Origin of the sequence: Candidatus Accumulibacter sp. ACC005, assembly GCF_907163215.1 — a bacterium.
Classification (GTDB): domain Bacteria; phylum Pseudomonadota; class Gammaproteobacteria; order Burkholderiales; family Rhodocyclaceae; genus Accumulibacter; species Accumulibacter regalis.
The window spans coordinates 463,034-478,307 of the sequence record NZ_CAJQUB010000004.1; the positions used below are offsets into that span (position 1 = coordinate 463,034).

The 15,274-nt window shown below is 63.9% G+C and carries 12 protein-coding genes and 2 pseudogenes; 9 read left to right on the plus strand and 5 right to left on the minus strand.

The annotated features are described in order from the left end of the window. Positions 1-56: 56 nt before the first annotated feature. Entirely contained in the window at positions 57-896 is an 840-nt protein-coding gene (gene menB, locus QZ613_RS05035) for a 1,4-dihydroxy-2-naphthoyl-CoA synthase (RefSeq protein ID WP_043564630.1), read from the minus strand. Positions 897-1,032: 136 nt separating this feature from the next. Between menB and QZ613_RS05040 the strand changes: the two genes are divergently transcribed. The 5 genes from QZ613_RS05040 to QZ613_RS05060 are packed head-to-tail and all read left to right on the plus strand — an operon-like array spanning position 1,033 to position 8,049. After that, positions 1,033-1,233 (plus strand): hypothetical protein, encoded by a 201-nt coding sequence (locus tag QZ613_RS05040; protein ID WP_043564628.1) that lies wholly within the window; start codon positions 1,033-1,035, stop codon positions 1,231-1,233. 9 nt (positions 1,234-1,242) lie between these two features. Next, positions 1,243-4,005 carry a sensor histidine kinase gene (locus QZ613_RS05045; RefSeq protein ID WP_043564626.1) on the plus strand — a complete coding sequence of 921 codons (2,763 nt, stop codon included), beginning with the start codon at positions 1,243-1,245 and terminating at the stop codon, positions 4,003-4,005. 35 nt (positions 4,006-4,040) lie between these two features. Further along, the gene (locus QZ613_RS05050; protein WP_043564623.1) at positions 4,041-4,409 is read left to right on the plus strand and encodes a response regulator; all 369 of its coding nucleotides are present in this window, start codon (positions 4,041-4,043) and stop codon (positions 4,407-4,409) included. Beyond that, a complete protein-coding gene (locus tag QZ613_RS05055) occupies positions 4,410-6,605 on the plus strand; it encodes an exonuclease domain-containing protein (RefSeq protein ID WP_043564620.1) in 2,196 nt (731 codons plus the stop codon). After that, a complete protein-coding gene (locus tag QZ613_RS05060; RefSeq protein ID WP_291981691.1) occupies positions 6,586-8,049 on the plus strand; it encodes a DUF294 nucleotidyltransferase-like domain-containing protein in 1,464 nt (487 codons plus the stop codon). The genes QZ613_RS05055 and QZ613_RS05060 overlap by 20 nt, the downstream gene beginning before the upstream one ends. A gap of 23 nt (positions 8,050-8,072) precedes the next feature. On the opposite strand, the gene QZ613_RS05065 is transcribed toward QZ613_RS05060, so the two are convergent. The 3 genes from QZ613_RS05065 to QZ613_RS05075 form a co-directional block, all read right to left on the minus strand. Further along, the gene (locus QZ613_RS05065) at positions 8,073-8,498 is read right to left on the minus strand and encodes a thioesterase family protein (protein WP_043564615.1); all 426 of its coding nucleotides are present in this window, start codon (positions 8,496-8,498) and stop codon (positions 8,073-8,075) included. A 272-nt stretch (positions 8,499-8,770) separates the two neighbouring features. After that, complete coding sequence (locus tag QZ613_RS05070) at positions 8,771-8,950, minus strand: hypothetical protein (RefSeq protein WP_043564613.1); 180 nt, start codon at positions 8,948-8,950, stop codon at positions 8,771-8,773. Positions 8,951-9,043: 93 nt separating this feature from the next. Next, positions 9,044-9,268, minus strand: coding sequence for a hypothetical protein (locus QZ613_RS05075; RefSeq protein ID WP_043564611.1), 225 nt, complete (start codon positions 9,266-9,268; stop codon positions 9,044-9,046). 123 nt (positions 9,269-9,391) lie between these two features. Between QZ613_RS05075 and QZ613_RS21075 the strand changes: the two are divergent. After that, positions 9,392-9,532: pseudogene (locus QZ613_RS21075) on the plus strand (LysR family transcriptional regulator); the annotation flags it as partial. A gap of 236 nt (positions 9,533-9,768) precedes the next feature. Further along, positions 9,769-10,353, plus strand: a complete 585-nt coding sequence (locus tag QZ613_RS21080) for a LysR substrate-binding domain-containing protein (protein WP_366144425.1) — start codon at positions 9,769-9,771, stop codon at positions 10,351-10,353. Between the two features lie 115 nt (positions 10,354-10,468). On the opposite strand, the pseudogene QZ613_RS05085 reads toward QZ613_RS21080, so the two are convergent. Beyond that, positions 10,469-10,965 (minus strand): annotated as a pseudogene (locus tag QZ613_RS05085) (phasin family protein). A gap of 236 nt (positions 10,966-11,201) precedes the next feature. Between QZ613_RS05085 and QZ613_RS05090 the strand changes: the two are divergent. Together QZ613_RS05090 and QZ613_RS05095 are read left to right on the plus strand one after the other, a co-directional pair. After that, positions 11,202-11,765 (plus strand): wax ester/triacylglycerol synthase domain-containing protein, encoded by a 564-nt coding sequence (locus QZ613_RS05090; RefSeq protein ID WP_291981693.1) that lies wholly within the window; start codon positions 11,202-11,204, stop codon positions 11,763-11,765. Between the two features lie 1,861 nt (positions 11,766-13,626). After that, complete coding sequence (locus QZ613_RS05095) at positions 13,627-14,043, plus strand: hypothetical protein (protein ID WP_291981696.1); 417 nt, start codon at positions 13,627-13,629, stop codon at positions 14,041-14,043. Positions 14,044-15,274 lie beyond the last annotated feature (1,231 nt).

Genomic DNA, 15,274 nt, shown 5'->3' on the forward strand with positions numbered 1-15,274 from the left:
GAAGGAGGCAGTGACCAGGCGCAGGCGCTGCACGCGCACTTCGCGCTCCCTCCAGCCTACGGGCGGCGTCGATATTTCGAGAAATCCGGCGGCCGTTTCTCGAGCCAGGCGTTGCGTCCTTCCTGGCCTTCCTCGGTCATGTAGAAGAGGCCGGTGGCATTGCCGGCGAGTTCCTGGATTCCGGCCAGGCCGTCGGTGTCGGCGTTGAAGCCGGCCTTGATCATGCGCAGCGCCATGGGTGACAGGCGCAGCATGTCGCGACACCAGCGCACGGTTTCCTCCTCGACTTCGGGCAGCGGCACGACGATATTCACCAGACCCATGGCCAGCGCCGCGGCGGCGTCGTACTGGCGGCAGAGCAGCCAGATTTCCTTGGCCCTCTTCATGCCGATGGTGCGGGCCATGAGGCCGGCACCGAGACCGGCGTCGAAGCTGCCGACGCGCGGGCCGGTCTGCCCGAAACGGGCGTTGTCGGCGGCAATCGTCAGGTCGCAGACCAGGTGCAGGACGTGCCCGCCGCCGATGGCGTAGCCGGCGACCATCGCCACCACCGGTTTCGGGCAACGGCGAATCTGCATCTGCAGGTCGAGGACGTTGAGATGCGGCATGCCCGCCTCGTCGTGGTAGCCGCCATCGTCGCCGCGCACTGTCTGGTCACCGCCCGAGCAGAAAGCCTCGTGTCCGGCACCGCAGAGGACGATCACCCCGACCTCGGGATCGAACTGCGCCTGGTGGGTGGCGTCGATCAGCTGGGCAACGGTTTCCGGTCGAAAGGCATTGCGTCGCTCGGGCCGATTGATGACAATGCGGGCAATGCCTTCGGCAAAATCGTAGCGAATATCGGAGTAGGCCTTGCTGGCGGCGCGGGGCTGCCAGTCGAGAGCGGGGCGGATCATGGCGGCAGTTTCCTCGGCAAAGGGGGGACGGCGGGCAGTATAGCCGTTGCAGATCGTCAATCGACGATGACGCACGGCGGGGCTCGGGGACCTGTGTCCCGGATGGCGCCAAGTGCTTTCTACGCGGGAGGGTGGCATGCAGCGAAGAATCCTGGCGGGTGATCGACTGATAGCGGCCTTCCTGGCCGGCTGCGTCCTGTTCAATTATCCGCTGCTGGCGGTGTTCGACCGGCCCACGGAGGTGTTCAACATTCCCCTCCTTTATGTCTATATCTTTATCGCGTGGGCCTTCGTCATTGCCCTGATGGCCTGGGCCGTCGAACGTCGCCTCAAGTAGCTGGCGGCCATGCTTGAACCCCCCGTAGTCATCGCCGTCGCGCTGCTCTATCTCGGGCTGCTTTTCGCGGTGGCGTGGTGGGGCGACAAGCGCGCCGATCAGGGGCGTTCGATCATTGCCAGTCCGACCATCTACGCCCTGTCGATGGCCGTTTACTGCACCACCTGGACCTTCTACGGCAGCGTCGGTCGCGCTGCCGTGTCGGGAATCGGCTTCCTGCCGGTCTACCTCGGTCCGACGCTGGTCATGGCGCTCGGCTGGATCGTGCTGCTGAAGATGATTCGCATCGTCAAGGCCAACCGCATCACGTCGATTGCCGACTTCATTTCCTCGCGCTACGGCAAGAGCCACGGCCTCGGCGGTCTGGTGACGATCATCGCCGTCGTCGGCATCATTCCGTACATCTCGCTGCAACTCAAGGCGGTTTCCAATACCGTCAGCCTGCTGCTCAGCTATCCGGAAATCGTCATGCCACATCGCAGCGCGACGATGTCGGTGGGCGCGGACATCAGCTTCTACATTGCCTTGATCCTGGCCGCGTTCACCATCGTCTTCGGGACCCGGCATCTCGACGCCACCGAACGTCACGAAGGAATGGTCGCGGCGATTGCGCTGGAATCGGTGGTCAAGCTGGTCGCCTTCATGGCCGTCGGCGTGTTCGTCACTTACGGCATCTACAACGGCTTCGGGGACATCTTCGATCACGTCGAGGCCCACGACGAGCTGCGCCGTTTGCTGACGGCCATTCCCTCGGGGGCAGGCTATACGGGCTGGTTTTCGCTGATCGTCCTGTCCGGGCTGGCCATTCTCTTCCTGCCGCGACAGTTTCAGGTGGCCGTCGTCGAGAACGTCAACGAGGCACACCTGAAGCGGGCGGCGTGGATGTTCCCGCTGTACCTGCTGTTGATCAACGTTTTCGTCCTGCCGATCGCCGTCGGCGGGCAGCTGCATTTCGCCGGGCAGGGCGTCGATGCCGATACCTTCGTTCTGACCTTGCCGATGTCACAGCGCCAGGAGGGTCTGACGCTACTGGTCTTCATCGGGGGTTTGTCGTCGGCCACCGGCATGGTCATCGTCGAGACCATTGCCTTGTCGACGATGGTCTGCAACGACCTGGTGATGCCCATGCTGCTGCGCCACAAGCGTGCCGCGCTCGCCGAGTCGAAGGACCTCTCCGGGCTGCTGCTCGGTATCCGGCGCGGCGCCATCGTCGTCATCCTGCTCCTTGGTTACCTCTACTTTCGGCTGGCGGGCGAGGCCTACGCGCTGGTCGCCATCGGCCTGATCAGTTTCTCGGCCGTGGCGCAGTTTGCGCCGGCGCTGATCGGCGGCATGTACTGGCGCGGCGGAACGCGTGGTGGCGCGCTGGCCGGTCTGAGCGCCGGCTTTGCGGTCTGGGCCTACACCCTGCTGCTGCCGTCGTTCGCAAAATCCGGCTGGCTTCCCGGTGATTTTCTCGCCCAGGGATTTTTCGGGGTCGACCTCCTGCGGCCGCAGCAACTGTTCGGTCTGACCGGCATCGACGAGATTTCGCACTGCCTGTTCTGGAGCTTCCTTGCCAATATCGGCGCCTACGTCGGGGTGTCGCTGCTGCGCCCGCCCATGGTTGCCGAGGCGACGCAGGCGACCCTGTTCGTCGACGCGCTGTCGGATCCCGGGCAGGGCGGGGCGATACTCTGGCGCGGGCGGGCGCAGGTCAGCGACCTGCAGGAACTGGTCGGGCGCTTCCTTGGCCCGACGCGCGCGCAGGCGGCGTTTGCCGCTTTCGCCCGCCGTCATGGACGCGACGGCAACTCGACGCCGGAGGCCGATGCCAAGCTGGTGCAGTTCGCCGAATCCCTGCTCGCCGGAGCGATCGGTAGCGCTTCGGCGCGGGTGATGGTCGCCTCGGTGGCCAAGGAGGAGCCGCTGAGCATCGAGGAAGTGATGCACATCCTCGACGAAGCGTCGCAGCTGCGCACCTACAGCCGCGAACTCGAGCGCAAGTCACGCGAGCTGACCGCAGCGACGCTGGAACTGCAGGAGGCCAACGAGCGCCTCCAGGAGCTCGATCGCGTCAAGGACGACATCATGTCCTCGGTGACGCACGAGCTACGCACACCGCTGACGTCGATCCGCGCTTTTTCGGAGCTGCTGCGCGACGATCCGAAGATGCACCTTGCCGACCGCGAGCGTTTTCTTGGCTTGATCGTCAGCGAGGCCGAGCGTTTGACACGCTTGATCAACCAGACCCTCGATCTCGCGAAAATCGAGTCCGGCAGAGCCGACTGGAACGGCTGCGAGCTCGACCTGAAAGAAGTCGTCGAACAGTCGATCGCTGCCACCAGCCAGCTGGTGCGCGAGAAAGAGGCGCACGTCGAGGTCGATCTGCCCGATAATCTACCGCTGATTCTCGCCGATCGGGATCGCTTGATTCAGGTCATGCTGAATCTGCTCTCCAATGCGGTGAAGTTCCTGACGCCGGGTAGTGGTCGCATTCGCGTCACCTTGAGTCGGCGGGACGATGGCCTGGAAGTCAGCGTTGCCGACAACGGTCCCGGGATTCGCCCGGAAGATCAGCAACTGGTTTTCGAAAAGTTCCGCCAGGTAGGCGATACGATGACCGCCAAGCCGTCCGGCACGGGTCTTGGGCTGCCGATCAGCCGGCGCATCGTCGAACACTTCGGTGGCCAGTTGTGGGTCGAGAGCGTCCCCGGCGAGGGCGCGACATTTCGTTTCACCCTGCCATTTGCGCCGGCGCAGCCGCCAGCGGATGCGTCGCCAGCCGCGTAGTTCGTTTAGCGTTTTCATTCATGAGCGGAGTGTTGATGAGCAAGAAGATACTGATTGCCGACGACGAGCAAAACATTGTCATTTCGATCGAGTTCCTGCTGCGCCGGGAGGGTTTCGAGGTGCTGGTGGCCGGCGATGGGGAAGAAGCGCTGGCCAGGGTGCGCGCCGAAAAACCTGATCTCGTCCTGCTCGACGTGATGATGCCCAAGATGAACGGCTTCGACGTCTGCCAGGCATTGCGCGCCGACCCCGAGCTCAGCGCCACGCGCATCCTGATGTTGACCGCCAAGGGGCGGGACACCGAAGTCAGCAAGGGTCTCGGACTCGGTGCCGACGGTTACATGACCAAGCCCTTCTCGACCAAGGAGCTGCTCGCCGAGGTGCGCAAGCTCCTGGAGACCTAGGTGCAGGCCAGGCGCAAGCTGTACCTGGCAGCGGCGTGTGCCGGTCTGTTTGTGCTTGTCGTGGTGGTTGCGACGGCAGCCGTAGTGTGGGCCACCGGGGCCGATGCGAGCGGCGGCGGCTGGTCGACCGAGGGCAGGATCTTTGTCCTCGTGATGTTTACGCTGGCGGCGAGTGGCGGCGCTTACCTGGTCATCGCCGCCTCGTATGCGCGCTACGTCAACGCGCCACTGCGCATGGCCGAGGACCTGGCGGCAATGACCGCCCACAGCGGCCTGCGCCTGGCCGAGCCGGCGACGCCCGAACTGCGCGCCCTCGGGCAGGCGGCGAACCAACTGCTCGCCGCACGCGACGCGCTGGAGCACGATGTCGCCGAGCGCGTGCGCGAAGCCCGCGCGTCGCTTGAAGAGGAGCGCAGCCGTCTCGCCGCACTGATGGCCGATCTCAGCCAGAGCGTCGTGGTCTGCAACCTGGATGGTCGCGTGCTGCTCTACAACCAGCGCGCCAAGCAGGAACTTTCTGCCGGATCCGACGGCAGCCATGGCGAATTGCTGGGCCTCGGGCGTTCAATCTATACGGTATTTGATCGGGCGCTGCTCGAGCATGCGCTGGAGCGCCTGCAGTCGGCGAGTCGCGACGAGTCGGGCGCCGAGCGCAAGAAGCTGCTCGGCTCGGCGCAGTTCGTCACTGCCACCCGCGCCGGCCGCTTGATGCGCGCCCACATGTCGCCGGTGCTGGGCCGTGACGGGCAGCCCGGGGCGCAGGTTGCCGGCCTTTCGATCACCGGTTTCGTGCTCGTTCTCGACGACGTGACGAGCACCAACGAGCGGCATGCACGCCGCGATGCGCTGATCCAGTCGCTGATCGAAGGCGGGCGCGGACCGTTGGGGAGCTTGCGCGCGGCGTCCGAAATGCTTTCCGACTTCTCGGACATGCAGCCGCAGCAGCGTGATCGCTTCCTCGGCGTGATCCGCGACGAGGCGAGGGCGCTTTCTGACCAGTTCGAGAAAGCGGCGGCAGCCTTCTCCAACGATCTGCGCGAGCGCTGGCTGCTCGAGGAGATACTGGGCGCCGAGCTCGTCGAAGTGGCTGCCCGGCGGATTGCCGAGCGCGGCAACGGCGGGCAGCGCAAGCTGGCGGTCAAGCCCGAGAATATCGATGAAGGCCTTTGGCTGCGCGTCGACAGTTTCGGACTTCTGCAAGCACTGAGCTATCTGGCGCTGCGTCTGCAGGACGAGTACGAGGTGCGCGAAGTGCGCCTGTCTCTGAAGCGCAGCGGTCACCTGGCACAGCTCGATCTGTACTGGATGGGTACCTTCCTGAACAATGAATCGGCGATGGTCTGGCTGCAGGACCCGATGAACATCGGCGGCGAAAACTCGCCACTGAGCGTCGTTGACGTCATCGAACGCTGCAACGGCGAGATCTGGTTTCAGCGCGAGCGCGTCTCGCATCGGGCTTTCTTCCGCACCATGCTACCGGCGGCCGAGGCGCCCAGCGACCGGCCGCAGACGATCGTTTCCGCGGCCGAAGGCGAACGCCCGGAATTCTACGACTTCGATATCTTTCGCTGGTCGGCAGGCAGCCACGAGCTCGACGATCGGCCGCTCGCCGAGCTCTCGTACACCGTTTTCGATACCGAAACGACCGGCCTGGAGCCTTCCGCCGGCGACGAGATCATCCAGATCGGTGCGACGCGCATCGTCAATCGTCGCTTGCTCCGTCACGAGTACTTCGATCAGCTGGTTGACCCGAAGCGCCCGCTGTCGCAGCAATCAGTGAAGGTTCACGGCATCACCCGCGAACTGCTCAGCGGACAGCCGGTGATCACGACCGTCCTGCCGACCTTCCACGCTTTTTGTGCGGACACCGTTCTGGTTGGTCACAACGCCGCCTTCGACATGCGTTTCCTGCAGATGAAGGAGCGCCAGACCGGCCTGCGCTTCGATCATCCTGTCCTCGATACCCTGCTGCTTTCGGCGGTTCTGCAGCCCAACCAGAATACTCACCGCCTGGAGGCTATCGCCGAGCGCCTCGGGGTCTCGGTTTTCGGACGTCATACGGCGCTTGGCGATGCGATGGTCACCGGGGAAGTCTTTCTGAAGATGTTGCCCCTGCTCGCCGACATGGGGATCACGACGCTGCGGCAGGCGCGCGAAGCCAGTGAGAGAACCTACCATGCCCGACTCAGATATTGAGCACAGCGCACGCGTAAGCCCCTTCTCGCCCTATGTCGGGCTGCGCCATCTGGTGCGCGGCTTGCCGTTGATGGTCGGACCATCGACCAGTGTGCGCGAGACGCTGCAACTGCTCGACAGAACGCATGGCGATGCGGTGGTGGTGGTCGACGAAGGCAGCCGGGTACCGCTGGGCATCATCACCCTGCACGACGTTGTGCGCCGTGTGGCCATTGAAGCCTGTGACCTGCAGGCGCCGATCGCGGCGGTGATGACCAGCGGCCTGATTACCATGCCGGCCAACAGTACGGCGCACCAGGCCAGTGTGGTGATGGTGCGGCGCGGCGTGCGCCATCTCGTGCTGACCGAAGCGGATGGCAGCTACTTCAACGTCGTTTCTCAGACCGATCTGTATACCCTGCCGGGTGCGCAGAGCACCGATCTCGTCAAAGCGATCCTCGCCGCGCGCGATCTGCCGACATTGGTCCTCCTGGCTGCCGAGATCCGCGCGCTGGTCGGCCGTCTGGTCGCCGAGCGGGTGAGCGCCGACGCGCTCTGCAACCGCCTCTCGTCGCTCAACGATCTGCTCACCCTGCAGGTCATCGAACTGGTCGCCGGCCAGTTCGAGCTGCCCTACGTTCAGTGGTGCTGGCTGGTGTTCGGTTCCGAAGGGCGGCTGGAGCAGACCCTGGCCACCGACCAGGACAATGGCCTGATCTTCGCCGCCGACTCGGACGAGCACGCGGCGCGGCTGCGCAACGCCTTCCTGCCTTTTGCCCGCGCCGTGAACGAGGCCCTCGACGCCTGCGGTTTTCCGCTGTGCAAGGGCGAGATCATGGCCAGCAATCCGCAGTGGTGTCTTTCTGCCAGCGAATGGCGAGCCGCGTTTTCAGGCTGGCTGGAAAGCCCGCAACCGGAAGCCTTGCTCAATGCGAGCATCTTCTTCGATCTGCGCGGCCTGTATGGGCAGGAGTCGCTGGCCGACGACCTGCGCAGCTGGCTTCTGGAGCGTGCGCACAGCTACCCGATTTTCCTGCGCGCGATGGTCGAGAACACGCTCAACTGGGAGTCGCCGCTGAGCTGGTGGAAGGGATTTCGCACCGATCTCGACAAGGAGTTCCCGCACACCATCGATCTCAAGAAGCACGGCTCTCGCCCCTTCGTCGACGCCGCACGGGTCTACGCCCTGGCCCGGCAGATCCCGGATACGAATACCGTCGAGCGGCTGCGCGTGACCGGTGAACAGACCGGTGTTGGCGCCTTCGACATGGCGGCGCTGATCGACGCTTTTCAGCATATCCAGCGTCTTCGCCTGCAACGGCAGGCGAGCAGCGCGGCGGACGCCATTTCCAACCGCGTCGATCCCGACGAACTGCATGAACTGGATCGCCTGATCCTGAAGGAAGCGCTAAAACAGATTGCCTATCTGCAGAAGCGCCTGGTACGCGAGTACGCCCCGGCATAGATGAGCTGGGGCGCCGGCGGCGTTCAGCCGCCGGCGCGGGAGCGGAAGCTGGCCGGTACGGGCGCGACTTTGCGTGCTGCGTAGTCGAAGAAGACGATGCCCGTCTTGCCGCGCGCGACTTCACGCTGGCTGAGCTTCTCGTGCATGCGCCAGGGCAGGTCGCAGCCCTTGCCGGAAAAATCGCTGGCCGCCATGTCGACGACCATCACTTCGCCGTGAAAGGCCTCGGACCTGTACTGCACTGCCGCGTCGGCGATGACGATGCCGACGCCCTCGACGTTCAGCTCGGTATAGCCCAGGCTCATGAAAAACCGCGCGCGCGCCTCTGAAACGAGCGCTAACAGCAAGGCATTGTCGAGGTGCCCGGCATAGTTCATGTGGCTGAGATAGAGTGTCATCTCGGTCGAGTAGGCGAAATGCTCGGGGAGGTCGATCTGGATTCTGGGCATCCTGGGGTCCGTGGCGGCTGGCTGTATCCGGGGGGATCGTACGTCACGCGCCACTTCCTGTCACGGCCCGCACGTCATTGCCAGGAGGGTAGCGCTATGGAGCCGGTGAAATCCTGCCACCAGGCAGGTTTCGCGCTTCGCGCTGCTGTCTGGATCGCTGATGAAAGTCGCATCAGGATTGCAGCACTACACACGCGCCGCACTCTCCCCGAGCCTCGTCGGCGAGGGGAGAGCGCGGCGCGTGGGGGGAGAGGTGGCCGGCTGGGTCAGCTTCAGAGGCCGCTCTTGGCATCCACCAGCAGGGTCCGGAAAAACCGCTCGAAGCCACTGGCTGCGAAATCAAGCACCTTGCCGGGGAAGGTGGTGAAAAGTTCGCGAATCGCGGCGTTGCGCTCGCGATGAGCACGCTCCGTGATCATGGTCATCTGCTCGTAGCTGAGGGGGGTTTTCATTTTGTCTTGTGTTCCTGTACTGTCGTGAAGTGCTGAGGGTTCTGCTTCAAGAGCACTGTAAGCAGTGCTCTGTGCTTGCTCGGTGGCCGAAGGTCAAACGAAGGCCGAGGTGTCGAAAGTGTTCGGGCGGCTGCCTTCGCTGCTCAGGTGGTATCCGTGCTGCTTCTCTGCTTGCCGGGTGTTCGGGCTGCCTTTTTCCATCCAGTCGAGCACCTTGTGCATGGCGGTGGCAATCGCTCTGCCAGCGGCGATGCTACGTTCCCTGCGGGCGCGCTCGATGATCATTGCGATCCGGTCATGGTTGAGGTCGGTTTTCATTTGGGTTTCCTTCTGTCCTTGCGTTGTTCCCGGTTCTCCGAGAGTTCGCCGTCACTGTATTTGTTGGCCGCCGTGCCGGCAAACGATCAAATGTCAGCCGATGCATGAGAATATCTCATTCATATGACTTACCGTCTGCCGCCCCTAAGTTCGCTGCGCGCTTTCGAAGCGGCTGCCCGCCACCTCAGCTTCAAGGACGCCGCTGCCGAGCTTTCGGTGACGCCAACGGCGATCAGCCACCAGATCCGTGGCCTCGAGGAATACCTGGACTTTCCGCTCTTCAAGCGGCTGACGCGTGCCCTGGAACTGACGCGCGAAGGTCGGGTCATGCTCCCCAAGGTGCGCGAGGGGCTGGAGTGTTTCGCTGCCGCCATCGAGAGCACGCGCCAGGTCGTCTTCGGTGGGCGTCTGGTGGTGACCTCGCCGCCGGCTTTCGCCGCGCGCTGGCTGATTCGGCGTCTGCCCGATTTCACTGCACGCATCCCGAGATCCGACTGCGCATGGCCACTTCGCTCGACACCATCGATAGCGTCGACGCAGCACATGTCTCGGGCCTCGCGCGCGTCGATGTCCGCGACGACAAGACCGAGACCTTTATCCGCTACGGTAGTGGGCACTACGACGGCTGCCGCGTCGACCGGCTCTTTGCGCCTGCGTATACGGCCGTCTGCAGCCCGCTCCTGCTGAAAGGAATGCGGCCCCTGAACGTGCCGGCCGATCTGCGCCGTCACAATCTTCTCCACAACCAGGCCGACTCGGGCACTGACCAGCACGACCTCGCGACCTGGGACCAGTGGCTGCAGGTGGCCGGCGTTACCGGCATCGATGCCGATGGCGGCACCCAGATCAGCGACCCTGGGCTGCTCCTCTCGGCGGCCATCGACGGCGTTGGCGTTGCTCTGGCGTCGAAACAGCTGATCGAGGGCGAAGTGGCTGCCGGTCGCCTGGCCATGCCTTTCGACATCGTCATCCGCCCGGCGCAGGCCTATTACCTGGTCGTTCCTGAAGCCGTCGCCGAGCGTACGGTGGTCAGCGCCTTCCGCAAATGGTTGCTCGCCGAGGCCGCGAAGGTGCGCGAGGGGTAGCGCGACGCCAGCCGCGTAGCAGCTGGCGTCGTTTCGCTTTCGGCGCTGCCTGAATGCTGTGCAGCGACGATGCGAGGACTTGCCGGCCCAGCGGGCAGCCGCCGGACGTTGGTGCTCAGGAAGCGCCGAGCATGGTCGCTGCGTCGTCGCTGACCGGCGCTGACCCGGCCGCCGGCCTGACGGCTGGCTTGGCGCTTGTTTTTGCGACGCTCTTGTTCACCGCTGGCGCGTCATCGCTGCGGGTCAGCTTGCGCACCTCGGTGGTCAGCTGGCCAAGGCGGGCGGCGAGATGCTGGACATCGCGCTTGCTGGCCAGAACCATGAAATTCAGTGGCTGCAGCAAGCGATCCCTGAACAGCCGTTCGCCACGATCAAAGCTCTCGTTGGCCGTGCTCACCAGTTCAGCCGAGGTTTGCTTGATCTGCCGACGAGCTTTCGGCGCAGGGCCTTGCCTTCCTCGACCAGCGTTGCAAACGCCCGGGCGCTGGTCCTGGTGGCCAGCGAGTAGGCGCCAAGGCCACACAGCCACAACTTGCGCACCGATTCCTGAGCGCCGGCAAGAAATTGCTCGTTGCCAGGGCGATCGACCAATGTCGTCTGTCTCTTGCTCATTTCGTTTCTCCTTTGTCCGACTGGACGTGAAATTTCCTGCAACTGCCAGTGCAGCTGACAAAAGCGAGTCTAGCGACGATCGCTAGAGGGCACACACTAAATCCCTGGGTGTTTTCCTCTAAAGTGGCGGCTGTTCGATGTTGTATGCTTGCCGCTTGCAGGCGCCGAAGGTGGCCATCGGGGCCGCCGCCCTTGGTGTCTCGGCGCAGAGCACACGAAGGAAGAAGAGTGCCTCGATGAACAAACTGTCATTGCTCGATCTCGCCTTCTTCGTCGCCGAATCGGCGGCCAGCCCGAAACATGTCGGCGGCTTGATGATCTACAAGCGGCCCGCCAGGTCGCCGGCCAGCTTTGTCTCGGATCTGTACCGGGAGCTGCTCAGCTGCAGCGACGTCCAGGCGCCGTTCAACCGCATCATCCACTTCTCGCTTACCGGCATGCCGACCTGGCGGGAGAGCGACGCCGTCGACCTCGATCAACACCTCTTCCAACACCGGCTGCGGCGCGGCCACAATGGCCGGCCGGAACTCTATCGGCTGGTTTCCGAGCTGCATCAACCGATGCTCGACCTATTCGCGACCGCTATGGGCATGCAACCTTATCGATACGGCCTGATCGAACGTGCGTTTTCGCCATTTTACGGTCAAGATGCTCATGCCAGGCGCCGAATGGCGGTCACGAGGTGCGCTGGGGCCGCACGATTCGCTGGCCTTGACGGCGGTCGATCTTTGACTGCGGCCGCGTGGGTGGTCGCCACGGGGCCGCCGACAGCAAGCGAATCGGCTCAAGCGAAGTGGTGACCAGTCCCTTCGCGGAAGCGACCTCTCGGGTTCCGGCAGCGCCTGCTGGGAATCGCCTCGCCTGGCCGCGGCTCGCCTGGAAGGTCGGCCCCCCAAGCTGACCAGAACGCCATTTCACCTTTCTCTGCCTTTGTTGCGCCACGGTAACACGCCTGCTGACACGGCGGTGCCCGCAAGGTCGGCAGTTTGCGACTGCCAGCGTCGCCATGGGTGCGTCGTCAAGGAGTCTGTGCCCGGTCGCGGTCCGACTCTGAACCTTTCCGCACTGACCTGCTCGATGCTGCCGGGGGTTGGGGGTCGGGCGGGACCGGCTATCTCACGACGAAGGCGTCCGCTTGCCAGACCGATCACCATGATGCCGTTGCAATCTGCCGCAAGGTCGGGCGAAACACAGGTCCGCGGCAACAAGATCGGCATCATCCTGTCGCATTGTCGCGCCCACCGACGACCCCTATGTGGCCTGGCGCACATCTGTTTTTCCACTGCGCATGTGCGCCTCGATGATCCGACAGCGTCGCAACCCGACGCGATCGAGCTCCTACAAACGCCTGAGCACCGGACGTCGTTGCACAGCTCGCCGACGATCGATGCTCGCGAACGGCTGCCGCCGGGGGGGATCGCAACACGCTGGTCTCCAATATTCCCGGGCCGCCCGAGTTTCTCTCTACCTCAAGGGCCCCGCCTGGGGAATTTGCACCCCGATCAGCACGCTAACCAGGCCTGGAAATCCTCCTCAACATCACCCTCTCAGGCTACGCCGGCCCGCTCGTCTCCGGCTGATGCAGCGCGACGGCCCCACCTCGCAGCGCCTTGGGGGTATCTACGTGGGCGAAGCATCCGCGAACCGAATGAAGCGGGTTTTCGACGCCCACCGGCCCGTTTTCCTGACGACATGGTCCGTTGCCACGAAATCCGGCAAAAAAAAGACCGTGGCATGCACCCGGGGGGGGGTTTCAAATGCTCGTTTCATCTTGCGCGAGGGCCATTGCGGCCCTCACATGCCTCTTGCTACAGCGCAGCAGTCAAGGTGTCGCGCGATTCCGAGCATGCCACCACGACGTGGGTGTCACTTCCACCCACTGTAAGAAATACGTAAGAACAGGAAGCCTGTTTGCCCAGCACGGGCCATTCAGCCTCGACTCTTCGAAGGCATGTCCGTTAGTTTCCGGCAAGCCTCGCTCGCCTTGTCCGGCGTTTCCGGCGTTTTCTCCGGCGGACGATATCGTGGCTGCGCGGTCTGCTTTGGCTGCGTTTTTCTCTGTTGCACTCATCTACCGAATGAGTCCCTGCTGTGCTCTCTGGGAATTGATGGACGAAAGATAGGCGGCTTCCCCCTCTGGCTTCCGTGCGCAATTTCACGGCCTCAAGTAAATCCGTGATTTCGAGCTGCCGACGATGGGCTCCGCGAGCGCGATCCGGGAAAAGCTGCTAGACCTGCGTGGTCTGTTCCGGCAATGGGCGTTTGCCCGCAGGGACCGACGCACTCCCGTGAACGACGTGAAAGAGAAATGAAGCCCTGTTTGCCGAGAAGCGTTCCGACGCACCGCTGTCCGAGCGTCTTCGCGGTTCCACGCAGGCCGTGTCCGAGTTCCCATCGGACAGCGCATCTGCTGGCCGCACGGCAAGCCTCGGGAGATGGCCTTTCGTTCCGGTCAATGCCAGCAATGAATCCTCTGGCCCGCCCGGTTCGCAAGACGACGCTAGGCGGACTGATGGCCGACGCCATTCGACGCCGACTTCATCGCACCTCTCGGCGCTTCTGCGTGGGGTCCAGGGAGATTCCGCGAGTCCGTCGCCCCGCCCGAGACTGACGCGCAGCGCACAACGGCCGGCGCACGAATTCTCTCTCTTCGTCGATGAAGTGCACAAGCGCTTCAGCAAGAGCCTGGCAAGGACGCTTTCCTGCCCTATTTACGAAGGCGGGCTGCTGACTTTTGTCGGTGCCACGACCGTGACCCGTCCTTGCGAGGTCAACTCGGCGCTGACCTTCCTCACGCGCCGCGGTCTACGTGCTGCCAGCCCTCTCCAGCGAGGAGACTCGGGCAGCTCCTCGAACGCGCCCGCACGGTTTCTGCCCGAGCCCGTTTCGCACGATACCGCGCGCGCGTCTGATCGGCCTCGCGATGGCGACAGCGCGGACGCCTTCTCAACCAACCTCGAACAGCTCGCCACCGCCCGCATCGACGGCCGCCGGACGACGATCGCGGCGCTTTCTTCGGCACAAACCACATGGCACCAGATCTGCGGCTTCGACAAGGGTGCGACGCTTTCTAACTAGCAGATTTTCGGCATTGCACAAGGCGGTGCGCTGTTCGTCTCAAGACAGGAGACGCCGCCGCGCGTACTGGTTTTCTGCCTGCCATGCTCGCCGGTGGCGCCGAACCCGCGCTACCCTGGCGCGCCGCGTCGTGCGCAGGCCTTGGAACATCGGCCTGGCCGACCCGCGCGCGGCGCGCATCCCCTCTAGCGCCGGCCGGATACTGTCGAAACGCTTAGGACTAACCGTCAGAAGCCGAGCTGGCGCTGCCGGGGGAAGCGGTGCTCTACACTGGCCATGTGCCGCACAAGTCCAAAACGTCCTGGCCCTCCCTCGCGTATAAATGCGGACAAGCGCGGAGTTTCATCGCCGCAGACGCTTCGCGGCGTTACCAAAGAAAGGTCAACACTTCGCACGGCGCCGACGCGCTGGAAGACGCTCGCTACGGCAGGACTACCGCACGCGCACGACCAGAAAGCTCGCTCCTACAGGCCGCCGGCGAGACACTATGGAATCCCTGAAGGGCAATGCCGGTCGTCGAGTGTACCGACCGGTCGAGCGAATGGGCTTAAATTCCTGATCGTGAAAAGCTGTGTCGCAGAAAGTTTCAACTGCGCGCTCGATCGCCGGGCGAAGGAAATAGAGAACACCGGGCTCTGCCTATGCGGCCGACCAACAACATCATTTCGCATCGCGCGCAGCCTTTCCGTCGACCTGGCGCGAGCAGCGGAAGAGGGCGAAGCGCGCAGCGGCGATCGCTCAATCTGAGGACTGAGCATCTCGACATCCAACCACCTGCGCAACGACATCGACGCCCTCGCCCGAGCGCCTGGCAACCCGCGGTTTCGTACTCGACAGGACGACTTTCCCAAATCTGGAAAGTCGAGCGCAAGCGCTGCAGACCGGACCCATTATTCTGCATGCCATCCGCCACACAGCCTCTCCAAGCAGGTCGGCATGCTCAAGGCCGCGGCGAGGACGCCGCGCGGGATGGGCCAGGTGGCGGCGCTGAAAGACGAACATGGAAGCCAACGAGCTTCTCTGCGAACTGCTCCAGGAACTCGACGCCTTCCTGCCGTCTCCCCACCTGCCGGACGAGAGCGTGCCGAGCGGCAAATCGGAAGCCGACAACGTCCGAGTCAGAGCTGGGGCGCGCCGCGGCGCCTTTGACTTGCCGTCAAGGATCACGCGATCTCGGTGAAGCTTCCGCGAGCTTGATTTCCCACTCGCGGCGAAGATCGCCGGCACGCGC

Excerpts from the sequence above, each read along its gene's own strand:
- menB (WP_043564630.1), bottom strand. The coding sequence starts at position 896 with ATGATCCGCCCCGCTCTCGACTGGCAGCCCCGCGCCGCCAGCAAGGCC.
- QZ613_RS05040 (WP_043564628.1), top strand. The coding sequence starts at position 1,033 with ATGCAGCGAAGAATCCTGGCGGGTGATCGACTGATAGCGGCCTTCCTG.
- QZ613_RS05045 (WP_043564626.1), top strand. The coding sequence starts at position 1,243 with ATGCTTGAACCCCCCGTAGTCATCGCCGTCGCGCTGCTCTATCTCGGG.
- QZ613_RS05050 (WP_043564623.1), top strand. The coding sequence starts at position 4,041 with ATGAGCAAGAAGATACTGATTGCCGACGACGAGCAAAACATTGTCATT.
- QZ613_RS05060 (WP_291981691.1), top strand. The coding sequence starts at position 6,586 with ATGCCCGACTCAGATATTGAGCACAGCGCACGCGTAAGCCCCTTCTCG.
- QZ613_RS05065 (WP_043564615.1), bottom strand. The coding sequence starts at position 8,498 with ATGCCCAGAATCCAGATCGACCTCCCCGAGCATTTCGCCTACTCGACC.
- QZ613_RS05070 (WP_043564613.1), bottom strand. The coding sequence starts at position 8,950 with ATGAAAACCCCCCTCAGCTACGAGCAGATGACCATGATCACGGAGCGT.
- QZ613_RS05075 (WP_043564611.1), bottom strand. The coding sequence starts at position 9,268 with ATGAAAACCGACCTCAACCATGACCGGATCGCAATGATCATCGAGCGC.
- QZ613_RS21080 (WP_366144425.1), top strand. The coding sequence starts at position 9,769 with ATGGCCACTTCGCTCGACACCATCGATAGCGTCGACGCAGCACATGTC.
- QZ613_RS05090 (WP_291981693.1), top strand. The coding sequence starts at position 11,202 with ATGAACAAACTGTCATTGCTCGATCTCGCCTTCTTCGTCGCCGAATCG.